A 26,061-nucleotide genomic window follows, 5' to 3' on the forward strand; every position below is an offset into this window, starting at 1 on the left:
TATCACGAAAGATATAATGTACTATTTTAGTGGATGTGTTATAAACTTAATATCTAACTAATAAAACCATCTATGAGTACTCGAAGGTATAAGGGGACTCCCTTACAGATGCTTCTAGCATTAAGAATCGTTCTCGAAAATGCAATTCGTATGGCGGATAAAATTAAGGAAGTCCGCCCCAAGTGGGACGAGGCCTATCTGAGATCCTTTCTAGATCGGGTTAACGCCATCCTCCACGACGAGTTTAGCATCAACTTTACCATGTCGCTCCACGAGCGTACCGATATTATTGGTAGGGTAGAGGCCGCTGCCCGGATTCTTCTTCAGCAGGTACGGGTTCAGATCGACCTGGACTTTAAGAATGACTACCAGAACCATTCATTCCTCACCCAAACGCTCGGCTTTTACCGGCTGAAGAGCCTTGACCTGATATCGGACTGCGCGCTGCTGACCACGCTGCAGATCTTCTGCAAAAACTTAACCCCAGAGGTGGATCATCTGCTGGTGGATGCCGGCATGAACCCCAAGCTCCTTGGCGAGGTGCAGCGGCTGGGCCACGAGTGCGAGATGCTGAACGTGGAGCTGGACTCCTTTGCCCGCAAGACCGTCGATCTCTCCTACGATAAGGTGAGCCTGCTGGTGAGCCTCTACGACGAGGTTATGGATATCACCACCATCGCGGAGGTGCTGCTGCCCGAGGTGGCCGAAACGGCGGCGCTCTCGTACATGCAGGCCCTGTACGCGGTGGGCTACGAGGATCCGGCCCCTAGAGTCCGATCGACCACCACCCGCCGCAAGCGCCGCAGAAGGTACTAAGCCTCAATTTTGCTTCAAATACAAATCACTACAACCAACTTTACTATGAGTGACCGTAAGTATCGGGGAACGACAATTCAGATGTTGCTAGCCCTACGGCTTATCGCCGACAACGCCCTAACCATCATTGATAAGGTAAAGGCGATGCGCGCAAAGTGGGACGACAAGTATTTCCAGGGCGTGATCGCCAGCATCAACACCATTCTCAAGAACGATTTCGCGCTGGATTCAACGCTAATCGTTAAGGAGAAGACCGAGGAGGTTCAGGTTAAGGAGGCAAGAGCGAAGGATCTCCTCCAAAAGGTAAAATCTCAGATCGAAATCGAATTCCATAAAGAGCCCGAAAAGTGTAAGCGCATACTTACCGCCCTGGGGCTCAACTTTGCCTCTAAGCTGGGCATTACCTCGCAGGATAAGCTCATCGAAATCCTTGTAGCCTTCCAGAAAAACCTACCGGGTTCCATCAAGGCCGATTTGCTGGCAACCGGAATGGACGAGCAGCCCATTACCGAAATTGTTGCGCTCGCCGACGTGTTCTACAACCTGAATGCCCAGCAGGAGGTGCTTAAGACTGGCAAAAAGGATATCTCGGACAGCCTGAACACCAAGCTAAACGACCTGTACGACGAGGTGATTACCATATCCAAGATGGCCAGCGCCCTTATGGATAGCAAGCTCGATGCCGAGAAACTCTCCTATTTGGCGGCCCTCAAGCAGGTGGGCTACAAGGAGCCACCCAAGAAGGCAAAGCCAAAACCGAATACTCCAACGAAGTAGTTGGTTTCTATGTTAACCTTACATACATGTAGAGGGTGGCAAGTCGCGAAGACAGGGCCACCCTTTTTTATGGCTTGTCGGAGAGGCCTTTTTGGCCTGTCGCTGGTGATTCTCCCTAGTACGCTGCCAATTCTCCCTATGTTGCTGGCGATTCTCCCTAGTACGCTGCCAATTCTCCCTATGTTGCTGGCGATTCTACCCAGTACGCTGCCAATTCTCCCTATGTCGCTGGTAATTCTACCCAGTACGCTGCCAATTCTCCCAATGTCGCTGGTGGTTCTACCGCGTACGCTACGGCATTCCCTAATACGCTAACGGTTCCGCCATTCGGTGCCGAGGCGTTGAGCTGTACGCAATAGGGCAGCGCATGCATGTGCGGCATGTTGCTCCGTCCTCCGCCAGCCCTTTCGCATTATTTAGCAGCGCCGGTGGATACTCTGCGGCTGCCGCCCTTACCTTTGCCCCCCGAAAATGTAGAGACTAGGGTAATGGTACAATTCTTCAAAAACTGGACGCTTCCCATTGCGATGCTTGCGGGCATACTGGGCTACTTCGTATTCGTGAGCATCCCCATGCTGGCGCCCACAAAGCCGTTCGTCAACCAGCTCATCGGCGTGCTTCAGCCGCTGCTCATCTTTGCCATGCTCTTCCTCTCGTTCTGCAAGGTTAACCCGCACGAGCTGCGGTTGCGCCCCCTGCACCTGTGGCTGCTGCTGGTCCAAATCGGGGCGTTTTGCCTCCTTGGCCTGCTGCTCTACCTCTTTCCGCATTCGCCCTACCGCGTGATCGTGGAGGCGGCCATGATCTGCATGATTACGCCAACGGCCACCGCTGCCGCCGTGGTTACCGGCAAGCTGGGCGGCGACACCCAGGCGCTGGTAAGCTACACCATCCTGGTCAACATCGCCTCGGCCATCTGCATCCCGCTCGTGCTCTCGCTGGTGGGCACCAGCGCGTCGCTGGCCTTCTGGCCCTCCTTCCTGCTCATCCTGCACAAGGTATTCCCGCTGCTCATCTTCCCCTTTCTGGCGGCCTGGGCCGTGAGGGTTTACCTGCCCCGCTGGCACCTTAAGTTGGTGGAGCGCGCCGGGGTGGCCTTCTACCTGTGGGCTGTGGCGCTGATTATTGCCCTTGCCGTTACCGTGCGCAGCATCGTGCACAGCAACGTTGGCCTTGGCTACGAGCTGGGCATTGCCGCGGTGTCGCTCCTCTGCTGCATCGTTCAGTTTGCCGTGGGCAAAACCATTGGCGCGCGCTACCACGACCGCATCGGCGGCGGACAAAGCATCGGCCAAAAGAACACTGTCTTCTCCATCTGGCTCGGCGCCACCTTCCTGAGCCCCGTTACGGCCATCGCCGGCGGCTTCTACAGCGTTTGGCACAACCTCTTCAACTCGTACCAGCTCTACCGGAAGCGCCAGGGGAGGTAGCGTAGCCGCCGTTTTTGCTACCTTTGGTGCCTTCGCTATAATTAGCGAGAAATGTTAATGATGGGGGGCTTTTATAGCTATGAGATATTATAGGGTAAAGATTGTAAGCATATTCAATACACCCGAGGGGGTGTTAGGCCATGCCAACGGGGAGTATGTCCTCGACGGTAAGCAGTACTTCTACCGCATGGGCAAGGGGGAGGTTGTTATGGATGCGCCTGTATTCGACTACTTCCACCTGCAAAGCTACGGCCCCCAAAAAAACTGGGAGTGGCGGCTGCAGGATGTGCATGGTTTTATTGGCGAGTACCCAACAGGAGGTTGTTGGTATATTTCCGACCGCCTTAAGCAGCTGCTGGGGCAGTTCAAAATAGGGCAGGGGTATCACTTTTACCCCACCAAGCTGCTCTTTAGGGGCGATAAACTGGACTACTGGATATTTCAGTACGCCATACACCCGCTGCAGAACATCAACTTTGGGCGAAGCTTCTTTCATGTAGAGGGCGAAGAGCATCCTGTAGAAGGCATCAGCACCTGGCAGGAGTACGAGGAGTTCGATATTCAGCTGTACAACCAATCCAAGCGTTCCCATGTTTGGGATTATACCACCTTTAATAGTGACTACGACTTCCTGTACTACATTGTAGAGGGTGATATTCTCGTTTCGGAGCGGTTAAGGGATGCTATCGAGAAGACCGGGATTGAAGGTCTCGAATTTAAGGAAGTAAGCTACATGCTAAACATACCCTAGGTAGCGGACTTACCACCGTCATTCCCCCGTCCCTCCTTGCAGCGCACCACCCACGGCTGCGCCTTATTTTCTTCTACTACTGCCTACGACTCGGGAAAAGAGAAGGAGGGCTGTTCGTTAACCAGCAACGAGCCGCAAGTAGGAAGACGCCAACCGCACATCCCACAGCATCCCCCAGTAAGCGTTGTGAGTAGAGACGCATTGCATGCACTAGTGTCCGGGAAATATTATTAAAACACCTACTAACACATTGATGTTTAATTGCTAATTCAGTTGCGATAAAGTCGGAACATATCAGATGCTTACTTTTGCGACAAGCTACAAACTGTAAGCAATGAATAGTGGAACCTATATTTTTAAGCAATTATGCCAGTTCTTGCCTGAGGACTACTTCGAATATTTGGTCAATAAGTACGATGGCAACAAGTACATAAAATCGTTTACCTGCTGGAACCATTTCTTGGTTATGCTGTGGGCTCAGCTGACAGCCCGGGAAAGTTTACGCGACATCATCGGATCGCTTAATGCGCATCGGTCAAAGTTTTATCGTTTAGGCTTTGGCAAAAGCGTTTGCCGCACAACGCTGTCTGAAGCAAATGAGAAGCGAAATGTGGAAATATTTCGGCTATTTGCTGAACGAGTTGTTAAGATAGCTCAAGATAAAAGGGGTAACATCGAAGGGCTGTTCATGGAGGGAATCCCTCATCGTGTGCTTGCGTTGGATTCAACAACAGTTACTTTAAAATGGGAAGCGTATTCGTGGTCCAAGGTGCAAAATGGGAAAGGAGGAATTAAGGTTCACACCATGTTTGACATCCTTACAAGCATTCCGGTTTACAATGTAATCACCGACCATGACGTCAGGGATCAAAGCGTTATGGGCTACTTTCAATACGAACCGGATGCATTTTACATTTTCGACAAAGCCTATGTCAAACTGTTATCTCTTAACAAAATCGATGAAGCAGGTGCATTTTTTGTAGTGCGAAGGAAAGAGAAAATGAACTTCGAAATTATAGAGGAATGTAGCTGCGATGTCCATGAAAAAGGCATTTTACGCGACTTAAAAATAAGATTGTCGAATCGTTGGGCGAAAGCTCGGTATCAAAAACCTCTGAGAATAATCTACTACTACAACGAAGAGAAGAAAGCAACTCTAGAATTCTTTACGAATAACCTCGATTTAGAGGCGCATAAAATCGCATACCTATACAAGTGTAGATGGCAAATTGAGATGTACTTCAAATGGATAAAGCAGCATTTAAGGATAAAGCAATTTTACGGAACTTCCGAAAACTCTGTAAAAATCCAAATATATGTAGGCATTATCGCCTACTGCTTGGTAGCTCTAGTCGGTGTCGAATTGAAGTCAAAGTCATCGCCATTTGAATTACTTCGAATCTTGAGCGTTTCGCTTTTTGAAAAGGAGAACCTAAAAGAGTTCCTAGCCAAGGCTGAATTATCGGAGAACTTTCAACCTGTAAGCAATTCAAACCTTAAATTATTTTAGCGGACAGCAGTGCATTGCATGCGTCTCCCTGCCATTTAAAGGCGTACCACCCCCGTTTCTAGCAGCATAAAGCCGCTCTTCAGCGGTGTATGGCTATTCTTTAGCGGTCTTTCCATAATCTCCCGTGCGCATTGGTTAGCTTACAATAACCTCCAATTATTAATGCAATTTTCCCCTGAGGCGTTTAAGGAGTATGAGCCGAATTGAGCGCTAGGTAACAAAATCTACGAGGTGCTCTTTTCAAAAAGGGTAAGCCGTATGAAATCTGCAGTAAGAATAGGATTCGCGTTATCCGTAGCGCTTACGGTGCTGGCGGCTGCTGCTTTTGCCCAGCAGCACCCAACCGCAGGGGCTGGAAGAGGCGTAGCTGGTGCACCAGGAGTGGGCCAGATTACCGGAACGGTGATTGATAAATCGACCAACCAGCCGGTTGAGTACGCCACCGTAACCATCTACCGGGCAAAGGATAGCACCATGGTTACTGGAGGTATTACCGATCATCAGGGGAGGTTCAGCCTCGAACGGATTGCCTATGGGGTTTACAACGTAAAGGTCGATTTCATAGGCTACACCGCTTTTGTCAAACGGGGCGTAAAGCTGTCGCAGCCATCGCTCGATATTGGTAGCGTTATTTTGGCTCCAGCTACTCAAATGCTACAGGGGGTAACGGTTACGGGGCATCAGAACGAGGTGCAAAGCAACCTGGATAAGAAGGTCTACAACATCGATAAAACCATGTACGGAACGGGAGGTACCGCCCTCGACATCATGCAGTCGCTTCCTGCCGTTCAGGTCGATTTCGATGGCAACGTGTCGATGCGTGGGGCGGGGGTTACCATCCTCATCGATGGCCGTCCGTCGAACCTGGTGAGCCTCGACCAGATGCCGGCCGTGCTGATTGAGCGGGTGGAGGTAATCAGCAACCCGTCGGCCAAGTACGACCCCGAGGGGGTGTCGGGCATCATCAACATCATCCTCAAGAAGGATGTCCAACGGGGGCTCAACGGTATCGTGAACCTTACTGCCGGGTGGAACGACAAGTGGATGGGGAACGTGTCGCTAAACTACCGGAAGAACAAGGTGAACCTCTTTACCAACTACACGCTGCGGTCGTTTCATAGCCGCAGCTACCAGGATTTCTGGTCGCAAAACACCCTTGCTCAAAGCAGCACCTTCCAGCAGAAGAATACTTCCACCATTAGCAACATGCGGATGCAGAATATACAGCTGGGGGTCGACTACTTTATTGATAAGCGGAACACGATTAGCACCTCGTTTACCCTCGAGCCTCGAAACATGAGGAGTAGGGATACCACCTCGGGCTTTTTTGATGAGAATAGCCTGCATACCTACGACTATGGTCGCCATTCGTGGAATACGAGCACGAACAAGGGGGGATTTGAGTACGACTTGAGCTACAAGCATGAGCTCCGCCGCGAGGGAGCCCAGCTCACGGCCGAGGTTAACGTCGATAGGGGCAACTCCAAATCGGAGCAGGGAACTATTGAGCAGTACGAGAAGGTTTCCGCTGCAGCAAGCAACCTCGATAAGCTGCCTCCCTACAGCTACCAGCTTACCAACACCAGCAACGACAATACAAGAAGCTTTTTCCGTACCGACCTAGAGCTACCAATGGCCGAGAAGGGGCGGATAGAGGCCGGCTACCAGATAAGTAACAACCAGTCGACATTGAACTACAATTTGAGCAAAAGCTACTCGCCTGCTTCAGCGGCGGTACATTTACCCCAGTACGACAACGACTTTGACTACAACCTGCTGGTAAATGCCCTATACTTCATCTACGGGCGTGGTATTGGCAAGTTTAAGCTGCAGGCTGGCGTTCGTGCCGAGCAAACTCATGCTCATGGGGTACAAAAAACGCAGAGCTCTTCCTTCACCAAAAATTACCTCGATCTCTTTCCCTCGGCCTTCATTAAGTACGACCCCAACGACGAGGATGAGTATGGCATCAACTACAGCCGCCGTATCAACCGGCCTAGGATCGGCAACCTTAATCCCTTCGAGAATCGCACCGATACGCTGAACATAACCAAGGGTAACCCCGATTTGAATCCGGAGTACGTCAACTCTTTCGAGTTAGGCTACACCAAGCAGCGCAATAAGAATTCATTGTCCCTAACGGGATTTTACCGCAAAACAACAGGGGTTGTCGCTGCTGTTCGTACGCAGCTTAGCCCCATTCAGTCCATCACCACGTACGTAAACCTGAACAGCAGCGTGTCGTATGGTGCTGAGGCGTCGTGCAACGTAAACCTGCTAAAGTGGTGGAATGTGAATGCCAGCGGCAGCTACTTCTATCTTAAGCTATCCGAAAGTGGCAGTAGCATTCTGAACAGCAACACCCGCGCCTCAAATTCCTGGACGCTACGGGCGACAAATAACTGGTATGCCACCAAAAATCTCAGCTTCCAGCTGATGTGCAGCTACAAGTCGCCCGTTGTATCAACAGGAGGAATGCGCGGTATGGGCGGTGGCGGTATTCAGGGTAAAACGCGCACCGTTTACTACTTCGATGCCGGAGCCCGCTACAACATGCTAAAGGATAAGATCAGCCTCAGCCTTCGCATGAGCGATATCTTTAATACCAACAAGTATATTCAGGATGGATATGGCAACAGCTATACCTCCTATACTAAGAGCTGGCGGCAAACGCCTAATATCTTCTTAGGTTTCTCGTACAAGATAAATAACTACAAGCTCAAGCCGCAGAAAAAGGAGGGAAACGAGGAAGAGGAGGATATGGTTAATATGCCTAACTAGCAATAGACGCAGCAATCAATAGTTTTCGAAAAGCGGGGGCTCAACCATCTTCGGTTGAGCCCCCGCTCTGCGTAGAATAAGCGCACGAGGCTCGGCGGAATTTGTAATTGACTACGTCGAACTTCGTTTCCGCCGAACTTAAGCAGCGGTCTATGACCGCCATTAAGCTGCAAATATGAAAAACACGCCAAGCGCAGCCGCTGAGCGGAGCGTCCTCGCTCTGCTCAAGTATCCAAGGCTTCTAGCCTGCCTATACAGTACGGTCGGAGGCTGTAAGGAATAAAAGCGTAGGCAGAGCCTGTGCTTAGCTGAGGAAGGAGGGCTGTTCGTTAACCAGCAACGAGCCTCAAGTAGCAAGGCGCCAACCGAACATCCCCACAGCAGCCCCCAATAAGCGTTGTGCGTAGAGACGCATTGCATGCACTAGTGTCCGGGAAATATTATTAAAACACCTACTAACACATTGATGTTTAATTGCTAATTCAGTTGCGATAAAGTCGGAACATATCAGATGCTTACTTTTGCGACAAGCTACAAACTGTAAGCAATGAATAGTGGAACCTATATTTTTAAGCAATTATGCCAGTTCTTGCCTGAGGACTACTTCGAATATTTGGTCAATAAGTACGATGGCAACAAGTACATAAAATCGTTTACCTGCTGGAACCATTTCTTGGTTATGCTGTGGGCTCAGCTGACAGCCCGGGAAAGTTTACGCGACATCATCGGATCGCTTAATGCGCATCGGTCAAAGTTTTATCGTTTAGGCTTTGGCAAAAGCGTTTGCCGCACAACGCTGTCTGAAGCAAATGAGAAGCGAAATGTGGAAATATTTCGGCTATTTGCTGAACGAGTTGTTAAGATAGCTCAAGATAAAAGGGGTAACATCGAAGGGCTGTTCATGGAGGGAATCCCTCATCGTGTGCTTGCGTTGGATTCAACAACAGTTACTTTAAAATGGGAAGCGTATTCGTGGTCCAAGGTGCAAAATGGGAAAGGAGGAATTAAGGTTCACACCATGTTTGACATCCTTACAAGCATTCCGGTTTACAATGTAATCACCGACCATGACGTCAGGGATCAAAGCGTTATGGGCTACTTTCAATACGAACCGGATGCATTTTACATTTTCGACAAAGCCTATGTCAAACTGTTATCTCTTAACAAAATCGATGAAGCAGGTGCATTTTTTGTAGTGCGAAGGAAAGAGAAAATGAACTTCGAAATTATAGAGGAATGTAGCTGCGATGTCCATGAAAAAGGCATTTTACGCGACTTAAAAATAAGATTGTCGAATCGTTGGGCGAAAGCTCGGTATCAAAAACCTCTGAGAATAATCTACTACTACAACGAAGAGAAGAAAGCAACTCTAGAATTCTTTACGAATAACCTCGATTTAGAGGCGCATAAAATCGCATACCTATACAAGTGTAGATGGCAAATTGAGATGTACTTCAAATGGATAAAGCAGCATTTAAGGATAAAGCAATTTTACGGAACTTCCGAAAACTCTGTAAAAATCCAAATATATGTAGGCATTATCGCCTACTGCTTGGTAGCTCTAGTCGGTGTCGAATTGAAGTCAAAGTCATCGCCATTTGAATTACTTCGAATCTTGAGCGTTTCGCTTTTTGAAAAGGAGAACCTAAAAGAGTTCCTAGCCAAGGCTGAATTATCGGAGAACTTTCAACCTGTAAGCAATTCAAACCTTAAATTATTTTAGCGGACAGCAGTGCATTGCATGCGTCTCCCTACCATTTAAAGGCGTACCACCCCCGTTTCTAGCAGCGTAAAGTCGCTCAACAGCGGTGTATGGCTATTCTTAAGAAGCGTATGGCGATTTATCATCGGTGTAAAGCCATACTTCAGCAGTGTATAGCGATTCTACACCGGTGTATAGCAATTCTTCATCGGTGTAGAACCATACTACAGCGGTGTATAGCAATTCTACAGCGGTGTACGGCATACTACAGCGGTGTATGGTGATACTACAGCGGTGTATAGCGATACTACAGCGGTGTATGGCATACTACAGCGGTGTATAGCGATACTACAGCGGTGTACGGCATACTACAGCGGTGTATGGCGATACTATAGCGGTGTATGGCCAATTATCAGCGGTCGTTGCCCCACCTCCCAAACGCAGCAAAGGTCCAACCGAGTCCGATTGAGCCTTTGCCGTGTTATCTCTCTAGCTACTTCTCCTTTCTCTTGCCCTTAGGCTTTTGCCCGCCAAAGCGCACGTGCTCGCTCTTGCTGCGGAACGCCTCCTTACCCTTTGGGCCCGGCTGCCTGCTGGGGCTAGCGCTGCGGCCTTCGGCAGGGCGCCCCCCGTTCTTGTACCAGAAGAAGGCGTCGCGCTGGCGCAGCTTCTCCTCGCGCGTGGTGGCGGTGTACACCTCCTGCATGGTGTAGGGGTCGATTCCCGCGTAGTAGATGGTCGACGATAGCGTCATGGGCGTGGGGGTGAAGTCCTGCACCTGCTCCAGCCTAAAGTCGAGCCGCTTGGTTCGCTCCACCAGCTCCCTCATGTCGCAGTCGCGGCAGGCGGGGTGGCTCGATATGAAGTAGGGGATCAGCTGCTCTTTAAGCCCATGCTTTACGTTGATGGCATCGAAGTCCACCTTCAGCTGCTCGAAGAGGTTAAACGGCGGCTTACGCATCGTTTTTAGCACCTCGTCCGAGGTGTGCTCGGGGGCCACCTTCAGCCGGCCCGACACGTGGTGCAGCATCACCTCCTCCAGGTACGACAGGTTGGCCGGGCTCGTCTTGTGGAGGCCGCCCATAAACAGGTCGTAGCGGATGCCGCTGCCGATAAATATTTTTTTGATTCCGGGGATGGCCCTTGCCCTGCGGTACAGCTCCAGCAGGCGGGCGTGGTTGTTGTCCAGGTTCTGGCACACGTTGGGGAACAGGCACGATGCCCGCTTGCACCTCTGGCACATCTCCTGCAGGCGGCCCTCCAGCTGGTACATGTTGGCCGATGGCCCGCCCAGGTCCGAGATGTAGCCCTTAAATTCGGGGTGATGGGTGATCTCCTCGATCTCCTTAAGGATAGAGGCCTCGCTGCGCGACGAGATGAACTTGCCCTGATGCGCCGATATGGTGCAGAACGAGCATCCGCCAAAGCAGCCGCGGTGGGCGTTTACCGAAAACTTGATCATGTCGTACGCCGGGATGGCCCCTTTACCGTTGTAGCGCGGGTGGGGTAATCGGGTGTACGGCAGGTCGAAGCTGTGGTCCATTTCTGCCTCGGTGAGCTTGGGGTGAGGCGGGTTTACCACCACAACTCTATCGCCTACGGGCTCAGCCAGATAGGCTGCCGCGTACTTGTTCGATTCCTCCTCTATATGCTTAAAGTTAAGCGCAAACTTTACCTTGTCTTCAACGCACTCTTCAAACGAATTTAGGCGAATAAGTGGGTTTAAATGGCTTAGATCGATGTTGTTTTCAGCTGTAAACGCCGTTTGGGCGATGTCCGTAAGGGTATCAACGCTGTAACCTTCGCTCAGCCTACTGGCAATCTCCACGATGGGCTTTTCGCCCATGCCGTACACCAGCAGGTCGGCCTTCGACTCGGCCAGTATCGATGGCTTGAGCTTATCCTGCCAGTAGTCGTAGTGCGTAAGGCGGCGCAGCGAGGCCTCTATGCCGCCGATGATAACCGGCACGTCGGGGAATAGCTGCTTGCAGATGTTGCTGTACACGTAGGTGGCGTAGTCGGGGCGTTGCCCGGCCTTTCCGCCGGCGGTGTAGGCATCGTCGCTTCGCAGGCGGCGGTTGGCGGTGTAGTGGTTCACCATGCTGTCCATGCTTCCCCCGCTGATGGCGAAGAACAGGCGGGGCCGCCCAAACTTCTTGAAGTCGCGGAGGTCGTCCTGCCAGTTGGGCTGCGGCACAATGGCCACGCGGTAGCCCTCGTCCTCTAGGATGCGGCCAACTACCGCTGCACCAAACGAGGGGTGGTCGATGTAGGCATCGGCGCTAAAGAGCACCACGTCCACCTCGTCCCATCCGCGCTTTTCCATCTCCTTCTTAGAGGTAGGCAGCCAGTCGGTAATCTTCAGTCCCTCGCTATTTCGTATGTTCGGCATTACGTAAAGTCGTTCAAATTGAGCTGCAAATATACGCTCTTTTTAGATATGGCTAGGATCGCTGTAGAGCCGCGATCAATCGCAGCTCAAACCAAACTAAAAAAGCCCAGCAGGGAAATACCTGCTGGGCTTTATAAAATCTAATATCTAGAATCTAAAGTCTAATTCTTACTTGTCTATCTTCACCTTTACTGCCATCGGACCCTTAAGCCCCTTTTCAACTTCAAAGGTTACTCGGTTATTCTCCTTCACCTCATCAATAAGCCCGTTCACGTGTACGAAGATGCTCTCCTGCGTTCTAAGATCCTTGATGAACCCAAAGCCCTTCGAATCGTTGAAGAAAGTTACAATCCCAGTTCGGGTAGTCGAAACGGGCTCAATTTCCGAATCCTTAGGAACCGAAATCTGAATGTCTTCAAGCTCAATTTCAACCTTGGTGGTAGGATCGGGAGGGGTAGAGGTAATCATGCCGTTTTCGTCTACGTAGGCAATCATGTCGTCAAGGCTGCTGCCTTTGCCGCTTTCCTTACGCTCAAGCTTTTTCTGTTCCTTTTCCTTACGCTTTTGATCTTTCTTCTTTTGGACTTCTTTCTTGTTCCAAGAACCTGCAGGTCTTGCCATTTGTGGAGTTGTTTTTTTGTTGAAATACTACTTACTCTATGAATTTAAAGTTAATATTCTTGTTCATAGACAATTTTCCCAAAGATACGGAAATTATTGGTTATTTATGGCGATTTTTCTATGCGCTGCTTTGGCTGGTTTATGCGATTGCCTATAAGGTAGTTACATGTTAGTAGGAGCAGGACTCGATGAGGGCGAAAATGGGAATCGCCACCTAAAAGATGGCGATTTTTCGAGATACACATAAAATTATCTTCTGGAGAAGATGCTATTTGGGTTCTTCCTTACACGTTGATCAGCTCAGGTTCTTCCCAAACGCTACTCTTTTAGCAGCTCCTCTATGATTGATGTAACCTCCTTAACCAGCTCGGTGTAGTGGCTACCCGTTCCTGGGCCTGAGAATCCGGTATGCACGGTTCTAATCTCTCCCTTTTTGTCGATGAAGACGGTGGTAGGAAACGCAACCACGCCCTCGAATGGGTAGAGCACCTCTTCCTTGTTCTTCTTGCTGCGTGGCCCCGCATAGTAGAAGTTATACTTGGCACCCGTTTGGCTTACGAAACGTTGGATGCGATACTTCGAGCTCTCCAGGTCGTTCTCCTCGAACATCAGCGATACAATCTCCAGCCCTTGGCCGTGGTACTTCTCGTATAGCGTTTTGTAGAGCTTCGTTTCATCTAAGCAGTTGGGGCACCACGATCCTGATGCCTGTACAATCAGCACCTTTCCTTTCAGGCTTGGATCGTCGGAGGTAAAGGTATTCCCGCTTAGATCCTTTACCGAGAACTTGAAGTTCTTAATTCCCGCTTTTACTCTGATGAGGTCTTTGCTTTCGGCAATTTTAGCCTTCTCGTCCTTCATGGCAATCCATGTGGGCTTGTAGGCTGGGCTTGTCATCATCCTTCCGTTTACAAGATTTCCGTTGCCATCAGCTTCTGCTGTAAATATTGATGCTCTTCCACCATCAAAGCCCGACATGTAGAACCTATTTCCTGCGATTTTCCCTTCTAGGAAGCGCATGTCGCCAGTTGGGTCGAGTATCGATCCGGTAAACCTTGCGCCCTGCTGCTTGAATTCGGCAACAAGCGTATCGGCGTTGGCGGTGTTTGGGTTAACAATGTACTTCCATCTACCGGTTATGTTTACCTTTGGACCCTCCTTAAACCAGGGGAACCTGTCGGTAACGTTCTTCAGCGCGTAGAACTTGTACGATACGCCTTTTCCTTTTCCCTTTGGATAGTAGCGCCCCACGAGGCTGTCGCCTTTTGCCTTAAAGGTAAGCTCGCTCACAAACACGGGCATCTTAAAGAAGATGGAGTCCCCTTGTCGCTCAATCTCTTTTACAACAATCCTATCTGCTGCCGATCTAATCTCTATTGCCGATGGTTTTCCCTTTACGCTCGATATGCTCATGTTGAAGGGTACGTCCATGCCTTTCTCTGTTGGGTCGAGCACAATTGCCCCAAGCCAATTCCCGTTTAGCGCGGGATTTATCTGCGCCTTTACGCCGAAGCTCGAAAGAAAAACTCCAGCTACTAGTAATGGTTTGAAGTTCATAGTCTAGTTTGGTTTAGTATTAATGTGGTAGGCTGATTTTATTTTCGCATTAGCAGCGAGCTATCGCCGTAGCTCAAAAATCGGTAATCGTAGGCAAGTGCGTGGTTGTAAATCGTCTTCCAGCTTTCGCCAACCAGCGCCGATACCAGTAGCAGCAGCGTACTTTGTGGCTGATGGAAGTTGGTCACCAAGCCTTTAATCATCCTCACCTTGTAGCCACTTACAATAATGATTTGCGTTGCGGCATGCAGCTCTGCGTCTCCTCGCTTTTCTAAGTAGGAGATAAGCGCATCCATTGATTCTTGGGCAGTATACGCTTCGGTATGCTGGTAGGGCTCCCACTGCTCAATCGGCTTGTCGAAGCAAGGGGCACCGCTTCTGATAGTGCGGACTCCATACCAGTAAAGGCTTTCGAGCGTTCGCATGCTGGTGGTGCCTACCGAAATCACGTTCCCAAGGTGCTTCCTAAGCTTCTTTAGCGATTCCAGCGTTACGGAAAAATGCTCGGTATGCATTTCATGGTCGGCAACATCTTCTTTTTTTACGGGCTTAAAGGTACCTGCGCCAACGTGTAGCGTAACCTCAGCGGTATCAACGCCTTTGTTTTTTAGCGTTTCTATGATGCTAGGGGTGAAGTGTAACCCTGCAGTTGGGGCAGCAACCGATCCTTTATGCTTCGAGTATACAGTTTGGTAGCGGTTTATATCAATGTCTTCGGTATCCCTGTTAAGGTAAGGAGGAATTGGGATGGTTCCACTTGCCTCAAGAATTTCGCTAAAGGTATACTCCCCCTCCCAGCTGAACATAATCAATACGCTATCGTTTAGCTTTTCTAGCTTTTGTGCCGTAAGGGTAACAGCTGTCCCCTTTAAATCGAGCTTTTTCTCAAGCGTGCTCTCTTTCCATTTCTTCAGATTTCCAACAATGCACTTCCATGTAATGCTTCCTTTGGCTTGAAATACAGATTCATAGTCCGACGAATCTGCTGGCTCTAGGCAAAATATCTCAACACGAGCCCCTGTAGAACGGAAGAACTCCATTCGAGCTTGTATCACCTTGGTATTGTTGAATACGAGCAAATCTCCATCATTGAGGAGCGCGGGTAATTCTTTAAAATGCTTGTCATCAATGCTATTACCGTTAAAGTAAAGCAGTTTCGAAAGGTCGCGCTCCGAAAGTGGATACTTGGCGATTCGCTCATCTGGGAGTTCGTAGTTAAAGTCACCTATTGCAATATGCTGGGCATTTGGAGTCATCATTATCTATTTTATATAGCGGAAACCCCGCAAAAATACTACTTTTGCTTTCCATTTAGGTTTCATTTATTACTTAAAAAAGATGAACTGCAAGGTAGGCGACAAGGTGCGCTTTTTGAACTCGGTAGGTGGTGGTATTGTCGTTCGCTTTATGAACAAGAATATCGTTGCTGTGCAGGATGAGGACGGTTTCGAGATCCCTGTTTCCGTTAACGAAATAGTGGTGATTAATGAGAAAAACGACAGCGTTTTCACCTCAGAGAGTTATGCTTATCGACCTTCGTCTACGGTAAACGAACCCAAAAAGGATGAGGATGATGAGGAGGATGAGTTTCCCGATTTCTACGTTCCTGAGCGTAGACAAGAGGAGGCTATCGATCCATCAACCAACAGCTACAACGTTCTTTTAGGCTTTGTTCCATTTAACAAGCAGAACGCATCAACTGCCGATTTAGATATCTACATCATTAACGATGGCGATTACCGGATTGCTTATTCTATAGGTAAGTGGACGGATAAGGAGTTGCTTAAGCCAATAGGTTCTGGCTTAATGGAACCAGATAGCAAGGAGCGCATTTGCACCTTAAATCGCGAAGACTTCTCGAAGCTTCAGGTATTTAACGTAAGCCTTATCTACTTTAAAAATAGGGATTTTGTTCCAGTTGCTCCCGATCAGGTGAATTTGGAACTCAATCCACTCAAATTCGTTAAGGCAAATAGCTTTAAAGCAAACGATTATTTCGACGAAGATGCGGTAGCATTTACGGTATCAACAAGTTCAAAGTCTTCTGCGCCTGTTCTTACAATTTCCCCAAAGGATATTGAAAGTGCTCTAAAGGAGAAGAAGGATGTTCGTACGGTATTAAACTTGAAATCGACTCCCGAACAGGAGGAAGTTGACCTGCACATAGAGGCGCTTACTGATAATTCAGCAGGATTGTCTAGTGGTGAGATACTTGAAATGCAGATGGCTCGCTTTACAACCGTGCTGGAGGGGGCAATTCTTGCAAAGACCAAGCGAGTGGTGTTTATTCACGGCGTTGGTAACGGTAAACTGAAGCATGAAATTCGCAAAACATTGGAACGAAAGTATTCTAAGTTAAGGTTTCAGGATGCATCGTTTAAGGATTACGGCTACGGAGCCACCATGGTAATTTTGAAATAATACTATTTTCGATATAAAAGGATTAGCATTCTGCCGCTAGCAGCACGACTGCTGGAGGAAAGTCTGGGCAGCATAGAGCATCACGCTTCCTAACGGGAAGATACTCGCAAGGGTATAGTAGCGTAACAGAGAATAACCGCCCTGCTTGCAGGGTAAGGGTGAAAAGGTGGGGTAAGAGCCTACCGGTAGCCATGGCAACATGGTTAGCCGTACGCCTGGTGAGCTGCAAGACCATGTATACCGACGCTTAGGGTTGCTCGCTCAAGTTGGGGGGTAGGTCGCTAGAGCTGACAGGTGACTGTCAGTCGAGATAAATGGCAGAGCCTCGTAAGAGGAACAGAACCCGGCTTATCGCTAATCCTTTTTATTTTACAGCAGCAAGCGCTCGACTATTATGTTAAGCGCTTGCTTTGTTTTATATATCAGCAAGATATGATCACTAACTTATGTCGATAGGAGGGAACGTCTCCCTTTTCTTACCAGAATCAATTTTATCAGTTAAGGTTAGCCTAATTGTTACTTCGTTATTACAATTATTCAATTGTTTCGAAGGTTACAATTGTAAAGATCACATGCATCCACACATGTAAACACAAAGAAAGGATGGCATTTAACCTTTAGTTTACATAAGTAGCACTAGGTTTAGGTGGTTCGGCCCGTGTGTTTCTACGTTTGTAAACCATCAAAAGCAGCAGGCTGATTCAAATGTAAACAGCATATTTTTTGTAGTTTATACTTCTGTTTAATAGTGTTTTGCAATGATCAATTAACTAATTAGGTTATGTTTTTACGTACTTGCGCTTCCAGTTGCTTGGAATTTGGGCTATTTGTGAACCATATAACGTTAACAACCTGTTGCTTATATTGTTTTACTCAATTCATACTTCACTATAACTTCTGCCGTTGCATTGCCTAGCTTTGCTTTTTGCATATATAGCCCTAATTATAAATGTATTTAGCAATGTAATTCCTTACTAAAAGGTAATTCCTCTTCGATTTACCTTTTGTTCGAGAATTGCCTCAATCTTTCTCTCCGTTTACCTATCAATACGTTTTAATTCGCTATTATAGCGCTTAAAGCTAGGTTTACAGAACCCTAGTTATCCATCTATTGCTGATGCTATCTTTTGTTGCTTGGAAGCTACTCCTAACAACCCACTGTATCGCTATTTATGTTTTATTTACAATACAAGTGTAAACAAACAGAATACAAATGTAATCGAGTGGATGTTACATATGTAAAGTATAAATTATTACATTTGTAACATCTTACGTTTACAGGTATGAACGACCGATTAGACAAGTTTTTACTGGCAGAACAGCTTACTCCTGCCAAATTTGCCGATATTATAGGGGTTCAACGCTCGAGCATTTCGCATATTATTTCGGGACGCAACAAGCCGAGCTTCGATTTTATTGCGAAGGTTCTTCAGCGTTTTCCAAGGGTTAACCCCGACTGGCTAATACTTGGTAAGGGCGAAATGTATAAGCAAATGGTACAGGCATCGCTCTTTGACACACCTGTGGTTAAGGAGGTTATTGTCGAGCCAAAAGCGGCACCGCAAGACTCCACGGAGGGCGAGAGTATAGAGCCCGTCACCACCATTGCAGAGGATGCCTCAATGGAAGCCTCGATAAATAGTACCGATGCGAATCCTTCATATCCTATTGATATAAAGGCGTTCGACAAGGAGGTGGAGCGAATTGTTGTTTTTTATAAGGATAGAACATTCAGAAGCTACACTCCATCAACTGAGTAATTGCTATCTTTGCCTAAAATTTTGAATATGTACCGCTATATAGCTCGCCCCATTCTATTCCGATTTTCTCCCGAGACGGCCCATAACATCATCTTTTCCAATATTAAGGTATGGCGTCATGTTCCTGGATTTCAATTTGTTTTGAACAGCCTGTTTAAGGTTAGGAACACAAAACTGGAGCGGACTATTTGGGGGATTAAGTTTCCTACACCCGTGGGATTGGCGGCAGGGCTAGACAAGAATGCAACTGGATACGATGTGTTCGATGCTATGGGCTTTGGCTTTATAGAGGTTGGTACCGCAACGCCTCAGCCACAACCTGGCAATCCTAAACCCCGTTTATTTCGCCTAGTAAAGGATAATGCCATTATCAATAGAATGGGGTTCAACAATATAGGTGCCGAAGGTATTGCTAAAAACTTGCAGAAACCCTACCGAAAAGGGCTCGTGATTGGTGGTAACATTGGTAAGAATACGGCTACCACCAACGAGAATGCTGCCGAAGACTATGAAAAGAGCTTTGCAGCACTTTACGACCACGTCGACTACTTTGTGGTAAACGTTAGCTGCCCTAACATTGCCAATCTGACTAAGCTTCAAAATTCAGATTCGCTTGGTGATATCGTAAACCGCCTGGTCGCTTACAGAAAAAAGCAAAAGGTGTACCGGCCAATCCTCTTAAAGATTTCGCCCGATTTGAGCTTCGCACAGATCGATGATTCGCTTAACATAATCAACCAGTTCTCTTTGGACGGAATTGTTGCCGTTAACACAACTACTGGGCGTAGCGGATTGTCGGAAAGGCAGGATAAGTTGGATGTTATCGGTAACGGCGGGCTTAGCGGTAAGCCGCTGACGGTAAGATCGATTGAGGTTGTCCGCTATATCAGCATGAAAACGAACGGCCAGATGCCGATCATTGGAGTTGGCGGAATCATGACCGTTGACGATGCGCTGAACATGCTCCGCGCGGGCGCCTACCTGATTCAGGTGTACACGGGCTTTATCTATAGCGGCCCGCAGCTGGTGAAGGATATCCACAAGGCGATTATTAAAGAATTCTAAAATACCTGCAGGAAGTGGGAAAAGGTCGGAAAATAGTGCCGGCCTTTTTTACTTATCGGCGGTAATATCGGCAAACTCTGCTAATTTTGCCATCCAAATTTAAAGGTTACAATGGGCTTAGAACAAGAGATTAAGCGTCGAAGAACATTCGCAATTATCAGCCACCCCGATGCCGGTAAAACTACCCTTACCGAGAAGCTGCTGCTTTTTGGCGGGGCAATTCACGTTGCCGGTGCGGTTAAGTCGAACAAGATTAAGAAGGGGGCCACGTCTGACTTCATGGAGATCGAGCGTCAGCGCGGTATCTCGGTGGCCACGTCGGTTATGGGCTTCGAGTACAACGATATTAAGGTTAACATACTGGATACCCCTGGGCACGAAGACTTCCAGGAGGATACCTTTAGAACGCTCACGGCGGTGGACAGCGTTATCATCGTGATCGACTGCGCCAAGGGTGTCGAGGCGCAAACGCGCAAGCTGATGAACGTTTGCCGTATGCGCAATACGCCGGTGATCGTGTTCATCAACAAGCTCGACCGCGTTGGTAAAGATCCATTTGACCTGCTCGACGAGGTTGAAGAGGAGCTGAAGATCAAAACGCGCCCCCTAAGCTGGCCAATCAGCATGGGGCCAACCTTTAAAGGGGTGTACAACATGTACGAGCGCAACCTTAACCTCTTCTTCTCGGAGGATAAGACCGTTGTAAACGACGATGTTGTAAAGATCGACGACATCTCGTCCCCCGAGTTGGACCGGTACGTTGGCGACTACGCCGGCAAGCTGCGCGAGGATGTCGAGCTGGTCGAGGGCATCTACCCCGAATTCGACATCGAGAGCTACCGTAGAGGTGAGCTAGCCCCTGTATTCTTCGGATCGGCGCTCAACAACTTCGGCGTTAAGGAGCTGCTCAACTGCTTCTGCGACATCGCACCCTACCCCCAAAAGACGGTTACCGATGCCCGCGCCATCGACCCCTTCGAGGAGAAGCTCACCGGCTTCATCTTTAAGATCCATGCCAACATGGACCCCAACCACCGCAACCGTATTGCCTTCCTGAAGATCTGCTCGGGAACTTTCGAACGGAATCGACCCTACCTGCATGTTCGAAGCGGCAAGTCGCTACGATTCTCCAGCCCTAGCGCCTTCATGGCCTCCAAGAAGGAGGTGGTCGATTTTGCCTACCCCGGCGACATCGTTGGCCTACACGATACGGGCAACTTCAAGATTGGCGACACCTTTACTGAAGGCGAGAAGATCAGCTTTAAGGGTATCCCCAGCTTCTCGCCCGAGCTGTTCCAGTACATCGAAAACGCCGACCCGCTCAAGTTCAAGCAGCTGGCCAAGGGCGTCGACCAGCTCATGGACGAGGGGGTGGCGCAGCTCTTCACCCTAAAGATGAACGGCCGCAAGATTATTGGCTGCGTGGGCGCGCTGCAGTTCGACGTAATCCAGTACCGCCTGGAGCACGAGTACACCGCCAAGTGCCGCTACGAGCCCATCTCGCTCTACAAGGCGTGCTGGATTGAGAGCGACAACAAGGAGCAGCTCGACGACTTCATGCGCCGCAAGTACACCCACGTGGCGCTCGACAAGCACGGCCGCGACGTCTTCCTGGCCGACTCGCCCTACTCGCTGCAGCTGGCCCAGGAGAAGTTCACCGACATCAAGTTCCACTTCACCTCAGAGTTTTAAATCTGACCCAGAAAAAGGAACCATCATAGAAAAAAACTGAAACGGATGCCTAACTTAGCGCATCCGTTTTTTTATTTACCCAACATGAAGAAGTCACTAGCAAGCGATAACTACTCCGGCATTCACCCCGCCATCCTAGAGGCCATTGCCGGCGCCAACCACGGCCACGTATCCTCCTACGGCCACGACGAGTACACCCATAGCGCCGAGCTGCTCTTCAAGCAGCACTTCGGCGATCACGTGGAGGTGTTCTTCGTCTTCCTCGGAACCGCGGCCAACGTGCTCAGCCTCGCCTCGGCGCTCCGGCCCTACGAGGCCGTGCTCTGCACCGAGCTGGCCCACATCAACACCGACGAGTGCGGGGCTCCCGAACATATTGGCGGTTTTAAGCTGCTTACCGTGCCCACAACCGACGGAAAGCTCAACATCGAAAAGGCAAGGCGCTACCTGCAAAACGTTGGCTTCGAGCACAACGTGCAGCCCAAGCTGGTGAGCATCTCGCAGACCACCGAGCTGGGAACCGTCTACTCCGTTCAGGAGATAAAGGCGATTGCCGATTTCGCCCACAGCAACGGCCTGTACCTGCACGTGGATGGCGCCAGGCTTTCCAACGCCGCAGCAGCGCTGAACTTGCCCTTCCGCGAGTTTACCACTGAGCTTGGGGTCGATGTCATCTCGTTCGGGGGTACCAAGAACGGGATGATGCTCGGCGAGGCCATCATCTTCAACAATACCGAGCTGGCAAAGGGATTTAAGTACCTGCGCAAGCAGTCGATGCAGCTGGCCTCCAAGATGCGCTTCATCAGCGCGCAGTTCGTCGCCTACCTTACCAACAACCACTGCATAGCCACGGCCGCCCACGCCAACCAGATGGCCGCCTACCTGCGCGACCGGCTGGCAGCCTTCCCCCAGGTTACCATCACCCAGCCCGTCGACGCCAACGCCGTATTCGCCATCTTCCCCAAGGCCATTAACCAGGCGCTTCTCGACGAGTCCTTCTTCTACTTTTGGGATGAGGAGAAGAACGAGGCCCGCTGGATGACCTCCTGGGATACCACAAAGGAGGATATCGACCGATTCGTAGATGTTCTGGCGGATGCACTACTGTAGCCCCCGCATCAGAAAATGATTACCCAACGTTCGGAAATGGTTTCCCCGCATCAGGAAATGGTTTCCTAACGTTCGGAAACGGCTTCCCCGCATCAGGAAATGATTTCCTAGCGTTAGGAAATGGCTTCCCAGCTTCAGGAAATGATTTCCCAGCGTTCGGAAACGGCTTCCTCGTTTCAGGAAATGGTTTCCCAACGTTAGGAAGAGGTTTCCCCGTATCAGGAAATGATTTTCCAACGTTCGGAAGAGGCTTCCTCGCTTCAGGAAATGATTTCCTAGCATTCGGAAGCGGCTTCCCAGCTTCAGGAAATGGTTTCCCAACGTTCGGAAGAGGTTTCCCTGTATCAGAAAATGATTTCCTAGCGTTCGGAAACGGCTTTCCAACTTCAGGAAGCGGAGCCTATTTAATAAGCAGAGTCAGGAGGACGCTTTTTAGGCTATTCGGAACTACTGTTCCGAATAGCAATCATGCGTTCTGCTCAGCGGTATGCCTGCAATCAGACTTGTGCGAGCTCGTGTTTTTGTTAAAAAAATGGATTTAACTCTAAGAAAATTCGGTTTGTAAGATTCGTTTTATACTTTGCGCCAGCTTAATTGAGGGAGAGACATGACAAGGGGGGAGTACGTTGTAATTTGCATTGCTGTTGGTTTTCTAGGTTTTATTAATCCGCTAAACGTTTCTGCAAGGGTTGCCGCGCCGGCCAAAAAGGTCGCCGAAGCGGTTGCCCCAACAGATGCCGATGCAGCCGCCATGGCCGAGGTTGCCGCGGTCGATAACAGCATAAGGACTTTTATTACCAAATCGAAGATCAAGGGGGCCTCGCTTGCGGTGGTCAAGGATGGGGCTATCGTCTACGCCAAAGGCTACGGCTACGCCAACGCCGCCAGCAAGGAGCCCGTAGAGCCCTACCACCTGTTCCGCATCGCATCCGTCTCCAAGCTCATTACCGCTACCGGCATCATGCAGCTGGTAAAGGCGGGCGTTCTCTCGCTCGACCAAAAGGTTTTTGGCCCCGAAGGCATTCTCAACGATCGCGTCTACTGCTCGTACCGAGATCCTCGCTACGAGAAGATCACCGTAAAGATGCTGCTCAACCATAGCGGCGGATGGAGCGGCAAGCGCCCCGACCCCATGTTCTGCAAGGAGCTGGTGGCCCACACCATCGGCAGGCCGCTGCCGCTATCGTTCACCGATATCGTCAGCTACATGTTTAGGCGCAACCTCGACTTCGAGCCCGGGCTACGAAGCTCGTACTCCAACTTTGGCTACGTCCTCTTGGGCGAAGTCATCAAAAAGGTATCCAAAATGGACTATGAAACCTTTATAAAACGAAAGGTGTTCAAGCCGCTTGGCATCAAAACCGCATTTCTATCCAATAACTATCCCGAAGAGAAGCATCCCAACGAGGTTTCGTACTACGACCTCAGGGGGAATGGCGTTGTGCCAGCCTGGGATGGCTCCGGCCAAATGGTGCCCCGTAATGCTGGCGGAAACGACCTGAGAATGCTTGGCCCAGCAGGCGGTTGGGTGGCCTCGTCGGTGGATATCGCCAAGCTGCTTATCGGTGTTGCCGGCTACGAGAAGCACAACATCATTTCCAAGGATCTGATTAGCGAGATGACCACCCGCCAAACCTACGTGCAACCCTTGGGCTGGATTGGCTCCGACAACAACGGACGCTACTGGCGAAGCGGCTCGCTGTCCGGAACCTCGGCTATGGTGGTAAAGGAGAAGAATGGCCTCTCGTGGGTGTTCCTCTCCAATACAAGCACCAGAGCCGGCAACAAGCTACCCCACATCATCGATGCCGTGGTGCACCGTTCCGTCAGCAAGGTTCAAACCTGGCCGAATGCCAAACTCTGGTCGTTTACCAATCAGCTCGACTCCCTGCAAAACCTCTAGCCAAGCATTTTGGGGCGAGCAGAATAGGGCAATTCTGCTATATTTGCAAATAAAAATGGTAGAAGTAAGCTGTATCGGGCAAAAGTGTCCGCTCCCCCTCATAAACACCAAAAAGGCGCTTGTCGAGCATCCTAACGAGGTTCTGGTAATTACAATTGATAACGAAACCTCGTGCGCTAACCTCGAATCGTACCTCGCCGACAATGGGATAGAGTTTTCGGTTGTTCGCAATGGAAAGATATCCACCATAACGACGGGAAGTAAAACCGCCGTTGCTCCGCTCAAACAGCCAGAACCTTACTGTGCTTCACCAAGCGAATCGGGCTACATTGTAGTTCTCGATAAAACCGAAATGGGGCAGGGCAGTAGCGACCTTGGCGCCATTCTCCTAAAGGGATTTCTAACCGCACTTTCCGAAAATGAAACCTTACCCGTCGAGGTTATCTGCTACAACAGCGGAGTAACCCTGGCTTCCAGCGAATCCATTTTCTGTGAGTACCTTAAAAAGTTGAAGGATAAGGGCATTAAGATTACCCTTTGCGGCACCTGTGTCGATTTCTATGGCATTAAAGACAAGTTGGTCGTGGGCGAAATATCAAACATGTACTACATTCTTAATCGGCTAAATTCCCCCCTCAAAATTGTAAAACCGTAGCAATGAACGGATACTTCGACAATGCGTCAACAAGTTTTCCGAAGCCCAAAGAGGTCGGCGAATGGATAGAAAAGTATCTCGCCTCTGGGGGAACGTATGGGCGTGCAGGACATCGCAAAAGCATCGAAGTTGCAAGAGTCGTGGAGGAAACCCGCGATTTGCTCTCGTCGCTTATGGGAATTGCCGAACCCGAAAATCTGGTGTTCTGCAGCTCTGCTACCGAAGGCTCAAATGCAGTTCTAAGCGGATTTGCCTTCAAGAATAAGCGCGTATTAGTTGACTCGATGAGCCACAATGCGGTTACACGACCGCTTCATCACTTAAAAGAATCTATTGGCCTTGAATGTAGTATAGTACCCCATTTTAGCGACGGATTAATAGACATTGATCAGCTTAAATCCATGGTCGACTCAACGGTTGACATGGTTATTGTTAACCATGTCAGCAACGTTAATGGAGTTATTCAGAATATCAGAGAAATCAAGAATGCCATAGGCGATATACCCCTTCTTTTAGATGCGTCACAATCGGCTGGCAAAGTTCCAGTTAAAGCCAACGAATGGGGAGTCGATTACCTCTTTTTTACAGCCCATAAAGGGCTTTTAGGACCTACGGGTGTTGGAGCATTTTACGCTAACAATCCCTCAAATCTTCCTCCATATAAGTATGGAGGAACAGGCAGCAACTCCGAATCGGAGTTAATGCCTCCTTACAATCCCGATAAGTTTGAAGCCGGAACACCCAATTCATTGGGGATATTTGGGCTATATGGAGCTTTAACCGCGAATTTGAAGTCTCTGCATTCGCAAGAAGACTTTTACCTGCTTCTTGAAAAGATCGAGCAGCTAAAGGCTTACGAGGTCTATTGTGCTCAAAATAGAGAAAACCAGTCTGAACTCTTCTCATTAAGGCATAGGGGCAAAAGCAACGACGAGTTGGCGTATGTTTTGGATCGCAAGTATGATATTCAGGTTCGAAGTGGATTGCATTGTGCACCATTTGCCCATAAGGCATTGGGAACATTTCCCAATGGTTCAGTCCGATTCTCTATATCACCATTTCACACCACGCTCGATTTCGAAAACCTCTATAATGTATTGGAGGGTATATCTTAGCTT

At 49.2% G+C, this 26,061-nt stretch carries 20 protein-coding genes and 1 other RNA gene; 16 read left to right on the forward strand and 5 right to left on the reverse strand.

From position 1 onward, the window contains the following. Positions 1-72: 72 nt before the first annotated feature. The 7 genes from ACHZA1_RS17190 (at position 73) to ACHZA1_RS17220 (ending at position 9,788) form a co-directional block, all read left to right on the forward strand. Positions 73-816 (forward strand): hypothetical protein, encoded by a 744-nt coding sequence (locus ACHZA1_RS17190; protein WP_320053091.1) that lies wholly within the window; start codon positions 73-75, stop codon positions 814-816. Between the two features lie 45 nt (positions 817-861). Beyond that, positions 862-1,593 (forward strand): hypothetical protein, encoded by a 732-nt coding sequence (locus ACHZA1_RS17195; protein WP_320053092.1) that lies wholly within the window; start codon positions 862-864, stop codon positions 1,591-1,593. A 488-nt stretch (positions 1,594-2,081) separates the two neighbouring features. After that, positions 2,082-3,023, forward strand: a complete 942-nt coding sequence (locus ACHZA1_RS17200; protein ID WP_320054929.1) for a transporter — start codon at positions 2,082-2,084, stop codon at positions 3,021-3,023. Between the two features lie 79 nt (positions 3,024-3,102). Beyond that, the gene (locus ACHZA1_RS17205) at positions 3,103-3,774 is read left to right on the forward strand and encodes a hypothetical protein (RefSeq protein ID WP_320053093.1); all 672 of its coding nucleotides are present in this window, start codon (positions 3,103-3,105) and stop codon (positions 3,772-3,774) included. Positions 3,775-4,108: 334 nt separating this feature from the next. Then, complete coding sequence (locus ACHZA1_RS17210; RefSeq protein ID WP_320053094.1) at positions 4,109-5,284, forward strand: IS4 family transposase; 1,176 nt, start codon at positions 4,109-4,111, stop codon at positions 5,282-5,284. Between the two features lie 258 nt (positions 5,285-5,542). Then, the gene (locus tag ACHZA1_RS17215) at positions 5,543-8,065 is read left to right on the forward strand and encodes a TonB-dependent receptor domain-containing protein (RefSeq protein WP_320053095.1); all 2,523 of its coding nucleotides are present in this window, start codon (positions 5,543-5,545) and stop codon (positions 8,063-8,065) included. A 547-nt stretch (positions 8,066-8,612) separates the two neighbouring features. Beyond that, the gene (locus ACHZA1_RS17220) at positions 8,613-9,788 is read left to right on the forward strand and encodes an IS4 family transposase (RefSeq protein ID WP_320053094.1); all 1,176 of its coding nucleotides are present in this window, start codon (positions 8,613-8,615) and stop codon (positions 9,786-9,788) included. Between the two features lie 99 nt (positions 9,789-9,887). Here the strand turns inward: ACHZA1_RS17220 and ACHZA1_RS17225 are convergent, their stop codons facing one another. The 5 genes from ACHZA1_RS17225 to ACHZA1_RS17245 all read right to left on the reverse strand — a co-directional run bounded on the left by ACHZA1_RS17225 (position 9,888) and on the right by ACHZA1_RS17245 (position 15,593). Further along, complete coding sequence (locus tag ACHZA1_RS17225; protein ID WP_320053096.1) at positions 9,888-10,031, reverse strand: hypothetical protein; 144 nt, start codon at positions 10,029-10,031, stop codon at positions 9,888-9,890. 229 nt (positions 10,032-10,260) lie between these two features. Beyond that, on the reverse strand, positions 10,261-12,159 hold the full coding sequence (locus ACHZA1_RS17230) for a YgiQ family radical SAM protein (RefSeq protein ID WP_320053097.1): 1,899 nt from the start codon (positions 12,157-12,159) through the stop codon (positions 10,261-10,263). 168 nt (positions 12,160-12,327) lie between these two features. Beyond that, positions 12,328-12,780, reverse strand: coding sequence for a cold shock domain-containing protein (locus tag ACHZA1_RS17235; protein ID WP_320053098.1), 453 nt, complete (start codon positions 12,778-12,780; stop codon positions 12,328-12,330). 318 nt (positions 12,781-13,098) lie between these two features. Beyond that, positions 13,099-14,337: a TlpA disulfide reductase family protein gene (locus ACHZA1_RS17240; RefSeq protein ID WP_320053099.1), complete on the reverse strand. Its 1,239-nt coding sequence runs from the start codon at positions 14,335-14,337 to the stop codon at positions 13,099-13,101. A 38-nt stretch (positions 14,338-14,375) separates the two neighbouring features. Then, the gene (locus ACHZA1_RS17245) at positions 14,376-15,593 is read right to left on the reverse strand and encodes an S-adenosylmethionine:tRNA ribosyltransferase-isomerase (protein ID WP_320054930.1); all 1,218 of its coding nucleotides are present in this window, start codon (positions 15,591-15,593) and stop codon (positions 14,376-14,378) included. An 82-nt stretch (positions 15,594-15,675) separates the two neighbouring features. Between ACHZA1_RS17245 and ACHZA1_RS17250 the strand changes: the two genes are divergently transcribed. From ACHZA1_RS17250 to ACHZA1_RS17290, 9 genes are all read left to right on the forward strand, one after another. Next, positions 15,676-16,758, forward strand: coding sequence for a DUF2027 domain-containing protein (locus tag ACHZA1_RS17250; protein ID WP_320053100.1), 1,083 nt, complete (start codon positions 15,676-15,678; stop codon positions 16,756-16,758). A 17-nt stretch (positions 16,759-16,775) separates the two neighbouring features. Continuing rightward, an RNA gene (gene rnpB, locus ACHZA1_RS17255) (RNase P RNA component class A) lies at positions 16,776-17,125 on the forward strand. Between the two features lie 916 nt (positions 17,126-18,041). Beyond that, positions 18,042-18,518: a helix-turn-helix transcriptional regulator gene (locus tag ACHZA1_RS17260; RefSeq protein ID WP_320053101.1), complete on the forward strand. Its 477-nt coding sequence runs from the start codon at positions 18,042-18,044 to the stop codon at positions 18,516-18,518. Between the two features lie 27 nt (positions 18,519-18,545). Further along, on the forward strand, positions 18,546-19,583 hold the full coding sequence (locus ACHZA1_RS17265) for a quinone-dependent dihydroorotate dehydrogenase (RefSeq protein WP_320053102.1): 1,038 nt from the start codon (positions 18,546-18,548) through the stop codon (positions 19,581-19,583). Between the two features lie 111 nt (positions 19,584-19,694). Beyond that, positions 19,695-21,275 (forward strand): peptide chain release factor 3, encoded by a 1,581-nt coding sequence (locus ACHZA1_RS17270; RefSeq protein WP_320053103.1) that lies wholly within the window; start codon positions 19,695-19,697, stop codon positions 21,273-21,275. 84 nt (positions 21,276-21,359) lie between these two features. Next, positions 21,360-22,385 (forward strand): low specificity L-threonine aldolase, encoded by a 1,026-nt coding sequence (locus ACHZA1_RS17275; protein WP_320053104.1) that lies wholly within the window; start codon positions 21,360-21,362, stop codon positions 22,383-22,385. 607 nt (positions 22,386-22,992) lie between these two features. Then, positions 22,993-24,288, forward strand: a complete 1,296-nt coding sequence (locus tag ACHZA1_RS17280) for a serine hydrolase domain-containing protein (protein WP_320053105.1) — start codon at positions 22,993-22,995, stop codon at positions 24,286-24,288. Positions 24,289-24,343: 55 nt separating this feature from the next. Further along, a complete protein-coding gene (gene yedF / locus ACHZA1_RS17285) occupies positions 24,344-24,943 on the forward strand; it encodes a sulfurtransferase-like selenium metabolism protein YedF (RefSeq protein WP_320053106.1) in 600 nt (199 codons plus the stop codon). Positions 24,944-24,945: 2 nt separating this feature from the next. After that, positions 24,946-26,058: an aminotransferase class V-fold PLP-dependent enzyme gene (locus ACHZA1_RS17290; protein ID WP_320053107.1), complete on the forward strand. Its 1,113-nt coding sequence runs from the start codon at positions 24,946-24,948 to the stop codon at positions 26,056-26,058. The last annotated feature ends 3 nt before the right edge of the window (positions 26,059-26,061 follow it).

The organism is uncultured Acetobacteroides sp. (assembly GCF_963667355.2).
In the GTDB taxonomy this organism is placed as follows: Bacteria; Bacteroidota; Bacteroidia; order Bacteroidales; family ZOR0009; genus Acetobacteroides.